Annotated in this window: 19 protein-coding genes and 1 other annotated feature; of the genes, 3 read left to right on the top strand and 16 right to left on the bottom strand. The window is 43.5% G+C overall.

Translation table 11 applies throughout. The annotated features are described in order from the left end of the window. Positions 1–9: 9 nt before the first annotated feature. Genes EV207_RS00490 through EV207_RS00480 form a run of 3 tightly spaced genes read right to left on the bottom strand, consistent with a single transcriptional unit; the run spans position 10 to position 4,731 of the window. Positions 10–2,370 (bottom strand): endonuclease MutS2, encoded by a 2,361-nt coding sequence (locus EV207_RS00490; protein ID WP_132742643.1) that lies wholly within the window; start codon positions 2,368–2,370, stop codon positions 10–12. Between the two features lie 42 nt (positions 2,371–2,412). Then, positions 2,413–4,134 carry a DNA polymerase/3'-5' exonuclease PolX gene (polX, locus tag EV207_RS00485; protein ID WP_132742642.1) on the bottom strand — a complete coding sequence of 574 codons (1,722 nt, stop codon included), beginning with the start codon at positions 4,132–4,134 and terminating at the stop codon, positions 2,413–2,415. A 57-nt stretch (positions 4,135–4,191) separates the two neighbouring features. Continuing rightward, positions 4,192–4,731, bottom strand: a complete 540-nt coding sequence (locus tag EV207_RS00480) for a CvpA family protein (RefSeq protein ID WP_132742641.1) — start codon at positions 4,729–4,731, stop codon at positions 4,192–4,194. Positions 4,732–4,920: 189 nt separating this feature from the next. Here EV207_RS00480 and rnhC point away from each other — a divergent pair, with 189 nt between their 5' ends. Continuing rightward, entirely contained in the window at positions 4,921–5,877 is a 957-nt protein-coding gene (gene rnhC, locus EV207_RS00475) for a ribonuclease HIII (protein ID WP_132742640.1), read from the top strand. A gap of 16 nt (positions 5,878–5,893) precedes the next feature. On the opposite strand, the gene pheT is transcribed toward rnhC, so the two are convergent. The 3 genes from pheT to EV207_RS00460 form a co-directional block, all read right to left on the bottom strand. Then, complete coding sequence (gene pheT, locus EV207_RS00470; RefSeq protein WP_132742639.1) at positions 5,894–8,320, bottom strand: phenylalanine--tRNA ligase subunit beta; 2,427 nt, start codon at positions 8,318–8,320, stop codon at positions 5,894–5,896. A 14-nt stretch (positions 8,321–8,334) separates the two neighbouring features. Then, complete coding sequence (gene pheS / locus EV207_RS00465; protein WP_132742968.1) at positions 8,335–9,369, bottom strand: phenylalanine--tRNA ligase subunit alpha; 1,035 nt, start codon at positions 9,367–9,369, stop codon at positions 8,335–8,337. Between the two features lie 48 nt (positions 9,370–9,417). Beyond that, positions 9,418–9,640, bottom strand: a binding site (T-box leader). 48 nt (positions 9,641–9,688) lie between these two features. Next, positions 9,689–10,453, bottom strand: a complete 765-nt coding sequence (locus EV207_RS00460) for a TrmH family RNA methyltransferase (protein WP_207902896.1) — start codon at positions 10,451–10,453, stop codon at positions 9,689–9,691. Between the two features lie 86 nt (positions 10,454–10,539). Between EV207_RS00460 and sspI the strand changes: the two genes are divergently transcribed. Next, entirely contained in the window at positions 10,540–10,743 is a 204-nt protein-coding gene (gene sspI / locus EV207_RS00455; protein ID WP_132742638.1) for a small acid-soluble spore protein SspI, read from the top strand. A gap of 35 nt (positions 10,744–10,778) precedes the next feature. On the opposite strand, the gene EV207_RS00450 is transcribed toward sspI, so the two are convergent. From EV207_RS00450 to dut, 6 genes are all read right to left on the bottom strand, one after another. Beyond that, positions 10,779–10,964, bottom strand: a complete 186-nt coding sequence (locus EV207_RS00450; protein WP_132742637.1) for a hypothetical protein — start codon at positions 10,962–10,964, stop codon at positions 10,779–10,781. Beyond that, positions 10,946–11,803: a MurR/RpiR family transcriptional regulator gene (locus tag EV207_RS00445; RefSeq protein ID WP_132742636.1), complete on the bottom strand. Its 858-nt coding sequence runs from the start codon at positions 11,801–11,803 to the stop codon at positions 10,946–10,948. The genes EV207_RS00450 and EV207_RS00445 overlap by 19 nt, the downstream gene beginning before the upstream one ends. Before the next feature lie 59 nt (positions 11,804–11,862). Further along, the gene (locus tag EV207_RS00440; protein WP_132742635.1) at positions 11,863–13,323 is read right to left on the bottom strand and encodes a PTS transporter subunit EIIC; all 1,461 of its coding nucleotides are present in this window, start codon (positions 13,321–13,323) and stop codon (positions 11,863–11,865) included. An 18-nt stretch (positions 13,324–13,341) separates the two neighbouring features. Next, positions 13,342–14,235, bottom strand: coding sequence for an N-acetylmuramic acid 6-phosphate etherase (murQ, locus tag EV207_RS00435; RefSeq protein WP_132742634.1), 894 nt, complete (start codon positions 14,233–14,235; stop codon positions 13,342–13,344). 141 nt (positions 14,236–14,376) lie between these two features. Then, positions 14,377–15,462 (bottom strand): M42 family metallopeptidase, encoded by a 1,086-nt coding sequence (locus EV207_RS00430; RefSeq protein WP_132742633.1) that lies wholly within the window; start codon positions 15,460–15,462, stop codon positions 14,377–14,379. Between the two features lie 100 nt (positions 15,463–15,562). After that, the gene (gene dut / locus EV207_RS00425; protein WP_132742632.1) at positions 15,563–16,009 is read right to left on the bottom strand and encodes a dUTP diphosphatase; all 447 of its coding nucleotides are present in this window, start codon (positions 16,007–16,009) and stop codon (positions 15,563–15,565) included. 109 nt (positions 16,010–16,118) lie between these two features. On the opposite strand from dut, the gene EV207_RS00420 reads away from it, so the two are divergent. Then, positions 16,119–16,493: a hypothetical protein gene (locus tag EV207_RS00420; RefSeq protein ID WP_132742631.1), complete on the top strand. Its 375-nt coding sequence runs from the start codon at positions 16,119–16,121 to the stop codon at positions 16,491–16,493. Here the strand turns inward: EV207_RS00420 and EV207_RS00415 are convergent. From EV207_RS00415 to infC, 4 genes are all read right to left on the bottom strand, one after another. Continuing rightward, positions 16,480–16,764, bottom strand: a complete 285-nt coding sequence (locus tag EV207_RS00415; protein ID WP_132742630.1) for a DUF1294 domain-containing protein — start codon at positions 16,762–16,764, stop codon at positions 16,480–16,482. The two genes, EV207_RS00420 and EV207_RS00415, sit on opposite strands and share 14 nt — an antisense overlap. A gap of 666 nt (positions 16,765–17,430) precedes the next feature. After that, on the bottom strand, positions 17,431–17,787 hold the full coding sequence (rplT, locus tag EV207_RS00410) for a 50S ribosomal protein L20 (RefSeq protein WP_132742629.1): 357 nt from the start codon (positions 17,785–17,787) through the stop codon (positions 17,431–17,433). A gap of 33 nt (positions 17,788–17,820) precedes the next feature. Continuing rightward, positions 17,821–18,009 carry a 50S ribosomal protein L35 gene (rpmI, locus tag EV207_RS00405; protein WP_132742628.1) on the bottom strand — a complete coding sequence of 63 codons (189 nt, stop codon included), beginning with the start codon at positions 18,007–18,009 and terminating at the stop codon, positions 17,821–17,823. Between the two features lie 25 nt (positions 18,010–18,034). Continuing rightward, positions 18,035–18,538 (bottom strand): translation initiation factor IF-3, encoded by a 504-nt coding sequence (gene infC / locus EV207_RS00400; RefSeq protein WP_132742627.1) that lies wholly within the window; start codon positions 18,536–18,538, stop codon positions 18,035–18,037. Positions 18,539–18,552 lie beyond the last annotated feature (14 nt).

The following is an 18,552-nucleotide window of genomic DNA, read 5'->3' as shown; positions in this document are numbered from 1 at the left end:
CCACACCCCTTACTTAAGTTCAACAACGGTTACACCGCTTCCGCCCTCCCCCGCACCTCCGAGGCGGGAACTTTTAATTCTTGAATGGTTTTTAATAAAATTTTGGACGCCTTTCCGCAACGCCCCTGTCCCCTTGCCATGAATGATCGAAACCTGATGGTAACCCGCGAGCAAAGCCGCGTCAAAATATTGCTCCAGCTTGGACATGGCATCTTCGTATCGTTCGCCTCGTAGATCCAGTTCTGTTTTTGTTGTCCGATTTGCTGTTCTGACGTTAACAACAGGCTTAGTTTCCTTTTCAGCCTTAACTCTTTTTAAATCACTTGCAGGCAAGTTCATTTTCATAATGCCGACTTGTACGAGATACTCATTCCCGCTCAGTTTTTCTACTATATGTCCTTTTTGCCCAAAACTTATCACCTTAACCTCTTGACCAGGCTTGTAAGTCTCCGCCTTTTTCTTATACGGATCACTTTCTCTTTTGGTTTCGTTCGGCGTTAGAGCATCAAGTGCATGGTCCAAACGGCTTTTGGCATCAATTAATTGATGCTCTTTAACATTTTCGGACTTTGACTTAAATTGTCTTAACTCCCGAATAATGTTTTCGGCTTCCTCTTTCGCTTGATCAACTGCCGATTGCGCCTTTTCCCTCGCATTGTTCATCACGTTCTCTTTATTTCGTTCAAGCTGATCTAACTCACCCGCCAACGCTTTTTGCTTTTGTTCAATGTCTTCCTTCATACGCTTCGCTTCCTGCTGCATAAATTCCGCTTCCTTACGATTTTTTTCCAGCGAAGCAATCATCTTATCAACTTGGTTTGTTTCACTGCTGATATGTGATTTGGCCTGTCTAATGATTTCCTCATTCAATCCAAGTTTCCGGGAAATCTCAAATGCATTACTTCGGCCCGGAACCCCCATCAGCAAACGGTATGTTGGCCGCAATGTTTTGACATCAAATTCGACGCTCGCATTCATGACACCGGCTCTTTCATACGCATACGCCTTTAACTCACTGTAATGTGTTGTTGCAACAACAGTCGCTCCCCTATTGTAAACGGCATCAAGAATAGCGATGGAAAGCGCAGCGCCTTCTTGCGGGTCCGTTCCAGCGCCAAGCTCATCGAAGAGCACAAGACTATGATGGTCGACGTGTGATAAGATCCCGATAATATTTGTCATGTGCGAGGAAAAAGTGCTGAGACTCTGTTCGATCGATTGCTCATCACCTATGTCTGCGAAAATAGCTTCAAAAACATTGATCTCTGAATCTTCTTCGACGGGAATGTGGAGACCTGATTGAGCCATCAGTGTCAGCAGACCGAGCGTTTTCAATGTGACCGTCTTCCCGCCGGTATTCGGTCCTGTAATGATAATCGCATGATAATCATCACCGAGCCTGATATCGATCGGCATCACATCATCAGAAGGAATCAGCGGATGACGGGCTTTTTTTAAATTCATGTTTCCATTGTCATTCAAGACAGGGCGTGTCGCTTTCATGCTTTTTCCAAACTTTGCTTTGGCAAAGATAAAATCTAAATGGGCGAGCCGTTCAACATGTTCATATAAAATGAACGCTGCAGCAGCCGTTCCTTCAGAAAGATCAGTCAAAATCCTTTCAACTTCATGTCTTTCCTTAGCTCTCGCTTCACTCAATTTGTTATTAAGATCAACAATGGCTTGCGGTTCAATAAATAACGTCGCACCTGAAGCGGATTGATCGTGAACAATCCCTCCGAAAACCCCGCGATACTCCTGTTTGACCGGGACCACATGACGGTCATTCCTAATCGTGACAATCGATTCCGACAGCATTTTTTGATAATTAGAAGACCGGACAATCGCTTCCAGCTTTTCTTTGATCCTAGAGTCATACGTCCGAATCTGAGTGCGAACACCCCTTAGCTTGTCGCTTGCTGTATCGAGCACATAACCTTGATCATCTATACAGCTTTTAATTCTTCGCTCCAATTCACCCTCGGGCTCAATCGTTTCTACTATGTCCGATAAAGCAGGAATCGCAATCGCCTCTTCCTGGGCAATATCTTCAATAAACTGTTTGATCAGCCTTGTCCCACGTATCGTATCAGCGATATCAATCAGTTCCTTTGCATTAAGCATTCCGCCGATTTCAGACCGTTTTAAGCTTGCGCGAATATCTGTAATCCCGCCAAAAGGAGCATGGCCTTTTAACCGCAAGACATTTGCCCCCTCATCTGTTTCCTGCTGCAGCCTCTTAACCTCAGAAAGTTCGTGCTCAGGTGTCAACTGTTCGACCACCTGAAGCCCAAGTGAGGATGAGGCATGTGCCTCCAGCTGCTTTTTGACTTTATGAAATTCCAATACATTTAACACACGTTCTAACAAGACGGCAACCCCCTATCATCAACCAAATAAAACTTTATTGCCCTATAAGCGCCTTTTTTCCTTTAAAAAAGCTTCAAATTCCGGTCGTGCCATTGTATTCAAAACATTTTTACTGCTAATCAAGCCTTTTATGGCTGTTGATACTCCTACTGTCATGTGATGCAGCATGTCGATGGAATGGGCATCGGTATTTATGGCAATGTTAACACCAGCTTCTTGTGCCTTCTTCACCCATTCGGCGGATAAATCCAACCGGTTTGGGTTAGCGTTAAGCTCAAGTGCGGTGCCGGTCTTTTTCGCCACGTCAATCAGCCCCGCCAAATCAACATCATATCCTTTACGGCCGCCGATAATTCTGCCTGTCGGATGGGCAATCAATCTGACATACGGATTCTCGCAGGCATTCGTTAATCTTGTCATGATTTTTTCCCGATCTTGGGAAAATGATGAATGAATCGCCCCGATTACAAAGTCAAGAGATGCTAGGACATCATCATCATAGTCCAGGGAACCATCGGGGAGAATATCCATTTCTACCCCTGCAAAAATTTTAAAGTCACGATCGGCTTCATTCAGCTGATCGATCTCCTCGCGCTGTTGTTTCAGCCGCTCCGCTGTTAAACCGCCCGCGACTCTAAGGGACTTCGAGTGATCAGTGATGACAATGTATTCATACCCCTTAGCTTTGGCAGCCTCAACCATTTCCTTTATAGTATAAGCGCCATCACTCCACGTCGTATGCATGTGCAGATCACTTTTAATTTGGTCAAGTGAAATGACATCAAGATGTCCCTTGGAAGCTTCTTCAATTTCTGTTATACCTTCACGCGCTTCGGGCGGAATATAATTCAGGCCGAAATGATTAAAAAAAGCGGTTTCTGAACTAAAAGTATAGATTTCCCCCGTTTCATTATTTTCAACACCATATTCACTGATCTTCTCATCATTCTTTTTGGCCAGCTGGCGCAGTTTAACATTGTGATCTTTGGAACCCGTAAAATGATGAAGAGTTGATACAAATGCTTTTGGCTGAACAAAGCGAAAATCTATAGACACCTCATAATCATCATTTAGAACCACGGACATTTTGGTCGATCCCTGACCCGTGATATCTTTGATATTCAGACGTTCGGCTAGCTCCTTCGCAACCTCCTCCGGACTTTTTGTAGCAATAACAAAATCCAAATCCTTTATTAATTCTTTTAAGCGCCGCAAACTTCCTGCCCTTGAGTACCGTTCAACTGAATCAATCTCCCCCAAGATCTTTTCGATTTGTTCTGCTAAAGGGAGCATATAACTGACCGGCAAACGGTCGGGTCTGATATTGAATTCTTCAATCGCTTTAAGGATTTTTCCCTCGGTCTTTTTGCCGAATCCCTCTAAATGCTGGACACGTTCTTCCGCACATGCTTGCTTTAAGCTATCCATATCTACAACACCCAGCAGCTGATATAACTTCCCTATCTTCTTTCCGCCAAGGCCGGGCAGCTTTAAGAGCTTGAGCAGCCCTTCCGGAATGTCTTCTTGAAGCTCCTTTAAAAGCTCCGACTCTCCAGTATCCAACAATTCCTGAATCACCTGAGCAGTGCCCTTTCCAATCCCCTTTAATTTCGATGGGTCGTCGATTTGCACCATTGACCGGTCATCCGTCTCCAGCGCTTGCGCCGCTTTTCTATAGGCTGATATTTTAAATGGGTTTTCACCCTTTATTTCCAAGTAAATCGCAATCGCTTCTAATACTTTTATAATTTGCTTTTTATTCATGCTCCTCACCCTTCCTCACTCTAAGTGAAAAGACTTCCCCTTAGGAGAAGCCGATTGTTAATGGATATAGGCCATCCACATATTTTTTATCTTTTCCGACAAGACCGGTGTATTCTCAATAATCAAATGAGCCATAAAAGAGTGATCAATGGCTGATTCAATGCCGGCGTACGGAGTCAGTGATCCCAAATATAACAGGATAAAAAGGACAAGGTAGATTTCGAGGAAACCTAATATTCCGCCAAACCAGCTGTTGATCGTTCTTAAGATCGGCAAATCGGCAAGAAAATCCAGCATCGAACCAATGATGTGCATGATGATTTTAACCGCAATAAATATTATAACAAAGGCAATCGCACGGTAGTAAGCTGCTTCCATGCTCATTGGGCTTAAGTGTTCGAAAAAGCTGTTATGATCTATTGCTGATGGAAAAGGAATCCATAGTTTGAGCTTAGGTGCCAAGTCATCATAGTACATATAAGCCGCAACATAAGCGACGATAAAACCCGTTAAATGAATGAGCTGCAGGATAAAGCCCCGGCGCAGTCCAATAAATAATCCCGCTATTAAAAGAATGATAATAATGATATCCAGCATATCGTTTGTATTCCTCGTCTTTCCCCGGATGCGAACCTAAGGCCGGCACCCGATAGTAGAATCAAGTTATATCTTATCAAAAAGCATTCGTTTTGAAAAACATTATTCGACCCGCCTCGTTAAAATTCTCCCGAAATTAGTATATAATAAGTAATCGTAATCAGTTCATACTATTGGAGGAGAATACTTATGGGTCACGCTGTTCTTAAAATGGATCAAAGCCAAATCCTTAAAATGAAGGCTTTTTATAAAAGTCATTTACTTGATAAAAACGCGCCTGGCAGCCTGTTTGTCGCCAAATCGGGAAGCACCACAATCACCGCATATAAATCAGGAAAAGTTCTGTTCCAAGGCAAAACTGCTGAGGCTGAAGCGGCAAAATGGGGCACTGTGCAGGCGACCGCAAAGGGAAGGTCAAAAAAAAGCCGATCCGTCTCGGGGCATAACAATGCTCCTCCGAAAAACATCAGTGAGTTGGCGATTATCGGTTCCGATGAGGTAGGAACGGGTGATTACTTCGGTCCGATTACCGTTGCTGCGGTATTTTGCGGTCCTCAGGAGAAAGAGATGTTCACCCAGATCGGCGTCCGGGATTCTAAAGCCTTAACCGACCCGCAAATTGTAAGAATGGCAAAGACACTAATTAGCCATGATGTGATATACAGTCTATTAACACTTAATAATGAAAAATATAACGATTTGCAGGCAAAAGGGTTTTCCCAAGGCAAAATGAAAGGGATTTTACATAACCAAGCGATCGGTCACGTGATTAGCAAATTGGAAGACCAGCAAAAGGGATACGATGGCATCTTAATCGATCAGTTTGCCATGCCTAATGTGTACTATTCATATATAAAAGATGAAAAACAGCAAATCAAAGACCGGGTTTATTTTCAAACCAAGGCTGAATCTTACCATCTTTCAGTAGCGGCCGCATCCATTATTGCAAGGTATGCCTTCCTAAATGAAATGGACCAGCTTTCCGATACAATCAGCATGAGATTGCCTAAGGGTGCGGGATCAAATGTTGACGCTGCCGCAGCCAAGGTCATTCGCGATCACGGGGAAAAGGCGCTTTATTCGCTTGCAAAAGTGCACTTTGCCAATACAAAAAAGGCTAAACGGTTAAGGGGTCAGACCCCTTAGGTCTGACCCCAATGCTTTATCCCCTTAATACTGCTCCAAGCTTATCTTGGCAAGCATTTAAAATGTCTTCATGCGTTTGATTAATTTCCTTATCTGTCAACGTCCGCTCAGGATCGAGGTACTTTAATGAGAAGGCAAGTGATTTTTGACCTTCTTCCAGATGCTCCCCTTGGTAGACATCGAAAAGCTGAATATCATTCAAAAGCGATCCTCCCGCGGTCCGGATCACATCATAAAGCTCACCTGCTTTGACATCTTCTTTGACGACTAAAGCAATGTCCCTTGTAATCGAAGGATAGCGCGGCAGGGCTTTATATGTGATTGCACCCATATCCACATTAAGCACCGACTGAAGATCACATTCGAAAACAAAAGTATCTTGTAAATCATTTGCCTTTTGAACGTTAGGATGCAGCTGACCTAAATAACCGATAACCTTGTTATTTAAGTATATATCAGCTGTGCGGCCAGGATGCAAGCCGTCCCGCTTAGCAGGTTTGAAGCTGATGGAAGACAGAACATCCAATTGATTGAACAGACCTTCAAGGACGCCCTTTACAGTGTAGTAATCGACCAAAAGCGGCTGGCCTTCCCATATCCGCTCTTCCCTTGACCCAGTAAAAATACCTGCGACATGTTCCCTTTCGATTGGAAGATCATTTTTCTCTTCATTCGCAATAAATATCTTGCCGATTTCATATAACTTAACATCGCCCATTTGCCGGTTAAGATGATATTGCACAACCTCGATCAGTTGAGGCACGATGCTCATTCTTAATGTGCTGCGCTCCTCACTCATTGGCATAGCTAATTGAACAGAGCCACTGGCACCTTGATTATTAATTCTTAATTCTGACGCCTTTTTCCCGGTGGTCAGTGAATAAGTTATCGCTTGTTGCAAGCCTTGCCCCTCAAAATACCGGTGCACTCTGCGGCGCTTTCTTTGGTACGCGGTTAAAGTGCCTTGGGTTGAAGGACCTTCAGGTAATGTCGCTGGTACATGATCGTATCCATAAATTCGGCCGACCTCCTCGACAAGATCTTCCGGAATCGTCACATCAGGTCTACGGATCGGAATACTGGCATGCAAGGTGTCACCATTTAATTCAGCCTGGAAATTCAATCGGCTTAAAATGGATAAAATGGTATCTGGTGCAAGATCTGTGCCAAGAACATCATTCACTTTTTGCCAAGGCATCTTAATAACTTGAGGAGAAACTGTCCTGACACCGTCTTCAACAATCCCGCTAAGGACGTCACCCCCTGCTATCGTTTGGATCAGCTCTGCTGCACGGTCTGCTGCTTCTGCGACTCGATTGCGGTCAATTCCCTTCTTTTCATAACGGCTGCTGGCATCTGTCCTCATTTGCAAGCGTGAAGCCGTCTTTCTAACGGTAAGTGCATCAAAGATGGCAGATTCAAGTAAGACAGTACGGGTTTCCGATGAAACCTCGGAATTGACACCGCCCATAACACCAGCGACTGCGACAGGGTCTATTCCATTCGTTATGACGACATCGCTTGTTGTCAGCGTCCTTTCTTCATCATCCAAGGTCGTGATCATCTCGCCATCATTTGCATGTCTGACGAGAACACGGTCTGAGCCGAAACGTTCATAATCGAACGCATGGAGCGGCTGCCCATACTCGAGCATCACATAGTTTGTAATATCAACAATGTTGCTGATCGGTCTGATGCCTGCCGCGATTAGGCGGTTTTGCAGCCATTGCGGGGATGGCTTAACATTAATATTTTCAATAACCCGCGCCCCGTAATACGGCACAGCATCTTTCGCTTCAATATTGACCCTAATCTTTGATTCCGCAGGCATTGGCGTCTCATTAACCAATACCCTTGGCAAATCAACATCTTTATTAAGAATAGCGGCCACTTCATATGCAACCCCGATCATATTCAGACAATGGGCGCTGTTCGGCAAAATATCTAATTCGAGAACATGATCATCCAGATTAAGATACGAAAGCGCATTCTCCCCAACAACTGCATCCTCTTCAAAAACATATATGCCGTCAGCAAACTCCTTAGGAACCAATTTGGCGTCTACCCCTAATTCCGAAAGGGAACAGATCATTCCGTTCGATGTCTCGCCGCGAAGTTTTGATCGTTTTATTTTAATATTGCCCGGAAGTCTGGCACCTACTTTCGCGACCGGAACTTTCTGACCTTTGGCAACGTTCGGTGCTCCGCAAACAATTTGAACGGTTTCATCTCCTAAGTCAACCTGACAAAGGTTTAATTTATCCGCATTCGGATGCTGCTCACACGACACAACATGTCCGACTGCAATGTTTTTCACACCTTCACTCATTGCATGAACATGTTCAACCTCGATCCCCGCTTTTGTGATTTTATCTGCGAGCGCTTCGGGTGACACGCCATTGAGATCAACATAATCTTTTAACCAGTTATATGATACTAACATCCTTTCATCCTCCCTTATGCCCGCTTAAATTGCTTAAGAAACCTTGTATCATTTGTATAGAAATGACGAATATCATCAATGCCGTATTTCAGCATCGCAATTCTTTCTGGTCCCATACCGAAAGCAAATCCCGTATACTCCTTTGAATCAAAACCAGACATCTCCAATACATTAGGATGGACCATACCGGACCCAAGAATTTCAATCCAACCTGTTCTTTTACATACAGAACACCCTTCACCATTACAATGGAAGCACGAGATATCCATCTCAACGGAAGGTTCCGTGAATGGGAAAAAGCTTGGGCGCAGCCTGATTTGCCGTTCTTCACCAAACATTTTTTTGGCGAATGCAGTCAAGATCCCTTTTAGGTCACTAAGCCTAACGTTTTTATCAACATACAACCCTTCAATTTGCATAAACTGATGGGAGTGAGTTGCATCGTCTGTATCTCTGCGGTAAACCTTGCCTGGACAAATAACTTTAACTGGTCCTTTGCCTTTATGCTTCTCCATCGTTCTCGCCTGAACAGGAGATGTATGAGTTCTAAGCAGAAGCTCCTCGGTAATGTAGAAAGAATCCTGCATGTCTCTTGCTGGGTGGTCCTTGGGTAAATTCAAAGCCTCGAAATTGTAATAATCCTTTTCAACCTCTGGACCTTCGGCAATGGAAAAACCAAGTCCGATGAAGAAATCCTCAATTTCTTCAATGACAGCCGTCAGAGGGTGATGATTGCCTGGAGATGATATTCTCCCAGGGAGGGTCACATCGATGGTCTCAGAGGCAAGCCTTGCTTCAATAGCCTCATTTTCTAAAATCCCTTGTTTCCCGTCGATTGCTTCTTGAATGCTTGCTCTGACATCATTAGCAAGCTGTCCGATCACCGGGCGTTCCTCTTTTGACAGCTTCCCCATCCCCCTGAGAACCTCGGTAATAGGGCCTTTTTTGCCAAGATATTTCACACGAAGATCTTGCAATGTTTTGAGATCCCGAGCACCTTGAATAAGGTCCTTTGCTTCATTTTTTAGTGCTTGCAGCTTTTCCTGCATCATGTTTGCCTCCTTATTAAACTAAATTAAAAAAAGCCTCCTCCCTGTAAAAGGGACGAAGCTTCGCGGTACCACCCTAGTTAACAGCTTCACGGCTGTTCACTTTATTGTAGATAACGGCAGACTCGCCGGTCCATCTTTAACGGATCGTGTTCAGATGACAGCTCCAGAGCGAATTCCCAATGTTCAGCCATAAATATGCTTCCAGTCTCCGGCATATTCTCCCTGTATGGTGAGGCGCAAAGGTACTACTCTCTTTCATTGCTTTAAACATATAAAATTATTATTTGCTTTCTTTAGTATATGCAAGTTTTCCTCTTCATGCAAGCGGTGCTGTGCGAAGCGAGTACATTAAAATGCCTGATGCGACAGCGACATTCATAGATTCAGCTAATCCGTATATTGGAATTTTCACATTGACATCTGTGAGGGAGAGAAGCTCTTCATCAACACCGTTGCCTTCATTGCCAATAATTAAGGCAAAATTTTCGCAGGAATGTGCCACATTTTGTAAAGTTGTGCCTTGAAGCGAAGACCCGTACACCGTTGCCCCCGCCTGCTTTAGGTCATTAACGACCTCAGTTAGATCTGATTTAATGATGGGAAGATGAAAATGTGAACCTTGTGCAGACCTTAAAACTTTTTGATTATAAAGGTCAACACAGCCTGCACCCAAATAGACACCATCCATCCCACAAGCATCAGCTGTTCTAATGATCGTTCCCAAATTCCCAGGATCTTGTACGCTGTCAATAAGAAGAAATCGGCCTTGTTTGACAATCAGCTGTTCGTCCATTACTCTGCAAACAGCTAAAATGCCTTGGGGTGTTTCTGTTTGCGCGAGCTCCTTAAAAAGCTTGGTGTCCACGATAAATTCATCGGCATTATTCTTCATCCAGTTTTCACGCTGCCGGAATCCTTCATCATAAATTAATGAAATAACGATATCCGGCTTTTTCATAGCCTCCTGAATAAGGTGCGGGCCTTCTAAAAGATATTCACCGGTTTTTTCCCGCCATTTCCGATTATGAAGTTTTTTCCAATGTTTAAAATGCTGATTTTGCGGTGATTCGATTCGTTTCAATTTCAGGACTCCTTTTTTCAAACAAGAGCTTACATAATTCTTTTATTTTAATCAATACTAATACAAAAAGTAAAGGAGTGTTGGACATGGATATCAATATTCGAAAAGCAGTTAAACATAATATTTCCGATAATGATAAGGATCAGCTAGAAGGCACCATCGTTGACGCCATTAAAGACGGCCAGGAAAAAATGCTTCCGGGCCTTGGCGTTCTATTTGAAATCATCTGGCAAGAGTCCGATGATCAGCAAAAGCAATTAATGGTCGATAACTTAGCAAAAGGGGTTTAAAAAAAGCTCGCCGATAGGCGGGTTTTTTTTATACTTTAAGAATATTTAAGTTCGCTAAAGCGAAAAAGCGGAATAAAGTATAAAATAGTGCTCCTGCCCTTAGCTTTGTCGCAAGGCAGCATAGACGAGTATTCAAGCAGAAGCCTTGCAGCTAAGGCTTTCGCCATTAAAGCTTGCCGATAAGCCAAGTTTTCTTTTCTTCTTAAAATCTTTTCTTCCACATTTCCACTGCTTCCCTTGTCTTTGACAACTGTTCAACTGTATGATCATATTGTGATGCGGCGTAAGCAAAATAAAGGATATCAATAACTAAAAGTTGAGCAAAACGCGATGTTGTCGCCGCGCTTCGAAGTTCCGCTTCGGGCGCACGCGCTGTAAAAATCATAATATCTGCGATGGAGGACAATTTATTATTCCCATACCGCGATAAACCAATGGTTGTTATCCCGTATTCCTTTGCCATTCTCACCATATTTATAACTTCGGGGGTCGCACCGCTGTAGGAAATGCCAAAGAATACCGCTTTTGGCGGAGCGGCCGCTAAATTCATCGCGAGGTCATGACAGTCTGATTCAGTGACCATATGTTTCCCCAGGCGTGTCCATTTTTGGGCAACGTCCTCGGCAACAATAGAAGAAGCGCCAACACCAAAAACATAAATAACCGATGCTTCTCTTATAGCCTCGATGGTATTTTTAATGGCAGCCGAATTTAATTGCCCCGCAGTGTCCTGCAATGTTTGAAGAGTGTTGGAAATCACTTTATTAATAATCGATTCAACATCTTCATTCGATTCAATATCCAAATAGCCAGGTTTCAATGTCCCGGCCAATTCTACAGAAAGCCGCATTTTCAAGTCTGGAAAGCCGTTCAAGCCCAATGACCGGCAAAAGCGGACAACAGCCGCACTGCTTGTACCCGCCTTTTCAGCGACTTCATGAATGGTCATTTTCGTTACTTCACTCGGAAACTTTAGAAGATAGTCTCCGACTTTTTTCTCTGAAACAGGCAATTCAGATAATGCTGCTTGAATTTGTGACGTGATACTGCCCATCGCCATTAAACACTCCACCTTTTTATATAAGAATACGACTGGCTATTAAGCACAGTCGCATCATCTTAAGCTGTTTTTTTCTCATCTACTTTATTATGCTCTATTAACATGGCTTTTGTAAAACCAAAAAAGTAAGTCAAAAAGAATCCAGCAATATAAGAAGTGATAAGACCTAATAAATATACAAGGATAGTCTTGAGAATGCCCATCGGACCTGTCACAAGCGGCAACAATACGAGCCCCGAAGGCCCAATGGCAACCGATCCGACAAAATGACGTGACATCGCAAAAAATCCAAGCACGGCTCCGCCAAAACCGCCGCCGAGACAAGCCGTTATAAAGGGACGGCCGAGCGGCAGACAGACGCCATAAATCAACGGCTCACCGATACCAAGAAATCCTACAGGCAATGCGCCTTTAATAAGGTTGCGTATCTGTTTATTATGTTTGAGCCTAATGTAAATGGCAATAGCCGCACCAACTTGTCCTGCTCCCGCCATGGCAAGAATAGGTAATAATGCTGTATAACCGACTTGGCTAATAAGCTCCGCATGGATCGGGATCAGGGCTTGATGGAGCCCGAACATCACAAGCGGCAAGAAGAGGGATGCCATAACAAAGCCTGAGAATGGCCCGCCATATTGCAGAAGCCATGTTGCCCCTTTTCCAATGCCCTGTGAAATAATGTTGGCAACCGGCATTAACACAAAAATCGTTGCCAATCCCATGACCAAAAGGGCGATTGTCGGTGTCACGATAATATCTACGGACGAAGGGATGCGCTTTCGGATCCATCTTTCTAAATAAGAAATTAAAATAGCAGCAAAAATAGCGCCGATGATCCCGCCTTGCCCTGGGCTAAGCTCAATATGCCCGAATAATGGATAAGTGTACGAGATATCCGAAATGTTAGGGGCGATAATGATCGCACTTACTGCACCGCCAAGCGCTTGTGTCCCGCCAAATTCCTTGGCTGCGTTAATACCGGCAAAGATGGTTAAAAACGCGAAGAAGCTTGACCCAATTATACTGATAATCGGCTGCAAGGTTACAAGCCAGGCTGCATCAGCTCCCCTTTCGATAAAATTGGACATCAGTCCGGCAATCCCGTTCATAAGTCCTGCGCCGATAAGAGCGGGGATTAACGGAATAAAGATGTTCCCGATCTTTCTTAAAAGGTTCTTAAATGGTGTATTATTCTTTTTCTTGAGTTCCGTTCTTATTTCCTGACCGGTTTCTTGCAGGCTTTGCTTGCTGTCATCATCAATGCCTGTATGCAAGGACAGCTCTTTACCGAACTGTTCCGCTACTTTATTCACTGTGCCCGGACCTAGGATAATTTGATAAGTTTCATCTTCAACAACACCCAGAACTCCCTCAATAGCCTTCACTTCAGTTTCATTTATTTTTTCTCTGTTAATCAGATCAATCCGAAGGCGTGTCATACAGTTTGTAAAACTTTTAACATTGTTTGGACCGCCAATTCCGTCCAAAATCGAAATGGCTATTTGTCTATGCTTGTCCATGTCATGCCATCCTTTCCATTAAAGTTTTTCAACCGCTTTTCTAACGAACCCGTTTCCTTTCTCTAGACGGTGGACAGCCTCCTGGTAAGACATTCCTGCCAAAAGCATGACAATCGCAATCTTTGGTTTGTTATGCGCTAGTTGCAAATAGTGCTCTGCCGTCTCGATATCACAAGATGTTGCTGTCATAATAATTCGTTTCGCCCGTTCGATCAGTTTTTCATTAGTTAGTTGTAAATCAACCATCAGATTTCCGTAAACTTTGCCAATTCCAATCATTGACGCTGTGGACAGCATGTTGCAAATAAGTTTTTGAGCTGTACCCGCCTTCAACCGAGTTGAACCTGTTAATACTTCTGGTCCGGTCACAGCTTCAATGGCGATCTCCGCGGCTTTCGATAAATCTGAAGGCTTATTGCAGCTGACTGAAACAGTTGATGCTCCGATACTCCTGGCATATTCCAGGCCAGAAATAGCATAAGGTGTCCGGCCGCTGGCGGCGATACCCACGACAATATCTTTTTTTGTTAATGTGATTTGTTGCAAATCACTGACAGCCAATGCCTTGTTATCTTCCGCCCCCTCGACGGCTTTGATAAAAGCATTTTCTCCTCCAGCAATTAAGCCAATAACATCATCAGGGTTTGTGCCAAACGTGGGCGGGCATTCAACAGCATCCAATAGCCCTATGCGGCCGCTTGTTCCCGCTCCAAGGTAAATGAGACGGCCACCAGCCTTAAAGGCGGCTATGGTTTTTTTTACCGCTTCAGCAATTTGGGGGATTTGTTCTTTGACTGCCCTTACCACTGATGCATCCTCTTCGTTCATGACCTGTAAAAATTCCTCTACACGCATCTGATCCAAGTGCATTGTTCTATTATTCCTAGCTTCTGTCGTTAATCGGTCTATCATAAAATCACCCTTTTTCGCAGAAATGATATCGCTTTCTATAACCTTATTATAAGTGCAATGAAATTTAGTTTCAATATTATCCTGTAAATTTTTGAAATAAGTTTTAAACAAGACAAAAAAAAGAGGCCGCAGCCCCTTTTTTTAATCAAATGTAATTTCTTTCACCTTATCGCTATCAAGGCGCTTGATGACCTCAACAAGCAGCTTCACTGCATTTTCATAGTCATCCCGGTGGATGATAGATGCGTGTGAATGGATGTAGCGTGTCGCAACAGTGATCGAAAGTGCCGGGACACCGTTTGCCGTTAAGTGAATTTTACCAGCATCTGTTCCGCCGCCAGCAAGAGCATCCAGCTGATAAGGAATTCTTTTTTCATCGGCAATCCCTGTCACAAAGTCACGCAGCCCTTTATGTGTGACGATGGATGCGTCATACATAATAATTTGCGGACCTTCCCCGATCTTGGAAAGGGCCTCTTTATCAGAAATGCCCGGTGTGTCCCCTGGGATGCCTGTATCAACGGCAATGCCGATATCAGGCTGAATCATATGTGTAGCCGTCGTTGCACCGCGAAGCCCAACTTCCTCTTGTACAGTACCAACACCATATACAACATTCGGATGGTCTTCATTTTTTAAATGCTTCAACACATCGATGGCGATTGCGCAGCCTATCCGGTTATCCCAAGCTTTGGCCATTAGATATTTAGGATTTTTCATCACCGTGAAGTCGCAGACCGGTGCGACGGAATCGCCTGGGCGAATCCCAAATGAGAGGGCATCCTCTTTGCTTGCAGCACCGACATCAATGAACATGTCCTTAATTTTGACAGGTTTCTTGCGTTCTTCCGGTGCCAAAATATGGGGCGGTTTGGAACCGATGACACCCGGCACCTCGCCATCCTTTGTTTGGACAATCACACGCTGGGCGAGCATGACTTGCTCCCACCAGCCGCCGACAGTTTGGAATCTCAAGAAACCGTTTTCATCAATTTGCGTCACCATGAAGCCGATTTCGTCAAGATGTCCTGCGACCATAATCTTTGGTCCGCCTGCTTTGCCCTTTTTCACAGCAACAAGACTGCCAAGGTTATCATAAGTGAGTTCATCGGCATAAGGTTCTATGTATCTTTTCATGACGTCGCGAGGCTCACGTTCGTTGCCAGACACACCTTTGGCATCAGTTAAATCCTTTAGCATTTGCAAAGTTTCATCAAGTTTTTCCATGTCCGTACCTCCCTTATATGTATCATCATTATTATACAGAATTAACTATTTAGTCACAAACTTCCTGACTCCTTTTTGACACGCTTTATTGTTTGGCATTTTACACAGGATTATTCTTCCCTGACGACCCAAAGCCGCCTTCGCCTCTTTCCGATGGTGTCAGCTCCTCAATTTGGGTCATCGTCACGTTCGCAACGGGAGCAACGACCATTTGTGCTATTCGCATCTGCTTCACAATTTTAAACTCACTTTTGCCATGGTTAATTAATATGACTTTGATTTCTCCTCTATAGCCTTCGTCAATTGTACCGGGGCTGTTCAATACCGTTACAGAATGTTTTAAGGCCAAACCGCTTCTCGGCCTCACTTGTGCTTCGGTCCCTTTAGGCAGCTCAATCTGAATCCCTGTACTAATCAGAGCTGAATCCCCTGGTTGTATCGTCGTTTCTTCGATTGAATATAAATCTAATCCTGCATCACCTTCATGCGCTTGATAAGGCATGTGGGCATCATCATGTATTAATCTTACTTTCAAATTGTAGTTCATGTTCAGCCTCAATTCCGTTTGTTGGTTTGTCATTAGTGACTCGTGGTAAATTATATTAAGAAACCTTTTTCAAGTAAAGCCGTATATCATAAGAGGGTGGTGAAGGAAGATGACTATTGTCTTGTTCTTATTTATTTTACTTGCCGCAGCCTGCATCGTATACAGCATCTTGCGCTATAAACAAAGCGATCAATACCGCTTTACAAGAGCTGAGAGGACCAATGACATATATATGTATGAAAAAAACGGGAAAATATTTATGACAACAAAAGGTGTCACCTTCCAAGGTTATATACAGATTGAACCAAATGAAACGGTGTATAGCGTCGCGCAAATCAACATCGTGTTTGACGGGCCAAAATCGCGGCTTTTGGACATAACCAGGAATGACTTATATGATATCGAAAAGCAATTATATACAAAATACCCAAACACGCAAGTTGACTGGCAGCCGCCCATGTCCGATTTGCTTAATTCAATTTAGTAAAGAGTGCTGCCAAAATGACAACATAAATAAGACAGACGAGCGGCATGCCCATTTTGAACAAGGCATGCTTTGTTTTATGGCGAAACGTGCGCATGCCAAGATAGCTGCCAAATGCCCCTCCTATAGCTGCGACTGCCCATAGCTTAGCTTCCGGCACCCGCCATTCGTGACGCCTTGCCTTCCTTTTGTCTGAGGCCATTATGGCGTATCCATATAGATTGATGACAATCATATAAATAATAAAAACGAGCTGCCACGATACTACCATTCTTATTCCTCCAATAAAAAACATGGCTTATGATCCGGTTTCTGGCTTTTATGAGCCCGTTCGGGGTAAAAAGAGTAAAACAATTATACGGAAAATTATATACAACAATTGTTGTATATAATTGTTTTTCATCGCCTTTATGAAAGACATTTCTCCCGGTCAATTGCTAAGTTTTGTCGTTCATCCGGCTTATGAACGACCTCGACACCGACTTTTTATCGATTTCGGGCGTTCATCACTCTTATGAACGACCTCAACACTGACTTTTTATCGATTTCGGGCGTTCATCAACGCTATGAACGACCTCAACACTGATTTTTTACCGTTTTCGGGCGTTCATCACTCTTATGAACGACCTCGACACTGACTTTTTACCGATTTTGGTCGTTCATCAACGCTATGAACGACCTCGACACTGACTTTTTATCGATTTCGGGCGTTCATCAACGCTATGAACGACCTCAACACTGATTTTTTACCGTTTTCGGGCGTTCATCAACGCTATGCAGACACTTTCTCCCGCCTTTTCCCCAATTTACTGTCTTCATCACCACGATGAAGACAGTTTGCTTAATCCTTGTTGTAATCTAGGCGGACATAAGCTCTTAAAGTAAAGCAAAAGGCCATTCATAATTATGAACAGCCTTTTCAAAGGTTAGCTTTTATTTACTTCACTGCTGCTTTTGCTTTTCCAGCAAGTTCAGCAAATGCCTTTTCATCATTTACAGCAAGATCTGCAAGCATTTTACGGTTAACATCGATACCCGCAACTTTAAGTCCGTGCATCATGCGGCTGTATGAAAGACCGTTCATACGAGCTGCTGCATTGATTCTTGCGATCCACAATTTGCGGAAATCACGTTTAACTTGACGGCGATCCCTGTATGCATATTGTAAGGATTTGAAGACTTGTTGCTGAGCAACTTTAAATAATTTATGTTTTGCACCATAATAACCTTTTGCTAGCTTTAAAACTTTTTTACGTCTGCGACGCGTTACGTAACCGCCTTTTACTCTTGGCATTTTGAAAACCTCCTAGTATATTAAATTATCCGATTAGATAAGCTTTTTGATTCGTTTTTCGTCCGCACTGGATACGATCGCGCCTTTACGCAATTTACGTTTTTGCTTTTGTGTCTTGTTCTTGAACATATGGCTTGTATAAGCATGGCTGCGCTTCAGCTTGCCTGAACCCGTCTTTTTAAAACGCTTTGCAGCACCTTTATGTGTTTTCATTTTTGGCATGATAACTTCCTCCTATCAGCTGTTATTATTTCTCGTTCGTCGGTGCAAGGACTAGGAACATGCTGCGTCCTTCCATTTTAGGCTTCGCCTCGATCGTGCTGACCTCTTCACATTCTTTAGCTAGGCGCAAGAGAACTTCTCTGCCAAGCTCAGAGTGTGTGATGGCACGGCCGCGGAAACGAATGGACGCTTTTACCTTATCACCTTTTTCAAGAAACTTTCTTGCATTGCGAAGCTTCGTGTTAAAATCATGTTCTTCAATATTCGGGCTTAAGCGAATCTCCTTTATATTGATGACCTTTTGATTTTTGCGAGCCTCTTTTTCCTTCTTTTGTTGTTCATAACGGTATTTTCCGTAATCCATGATACGGCAAACAGGGGGCTTAGCGTTCGGTGCCACCATCACTAAATCAAGATTCACATTTCTCGCCATGTCCAGTGCTTCATGCTTCGATTTAATGCCAATTTGTTCACCGTTTTGGTCAATGAGTCGAACCTGTGAGGCACGAATTCCCTCGTTGACAATCATATCTTTGCTAATAT

Source organism: Scopulibacillus darangshiensis, assembly GCF_004341035.1.
GTDB lineage: Bacteria > Bacillota > Bacilli > Bacillales > Sporolactobacillaceae > Scopulibacillus > Scopulibacillus darangshiensis.
The sequence above is the reverse complement of the archived record's forward strand: the minus strand, read 5'-3'. Positions and strand labels throughout refer to the sequence as shown.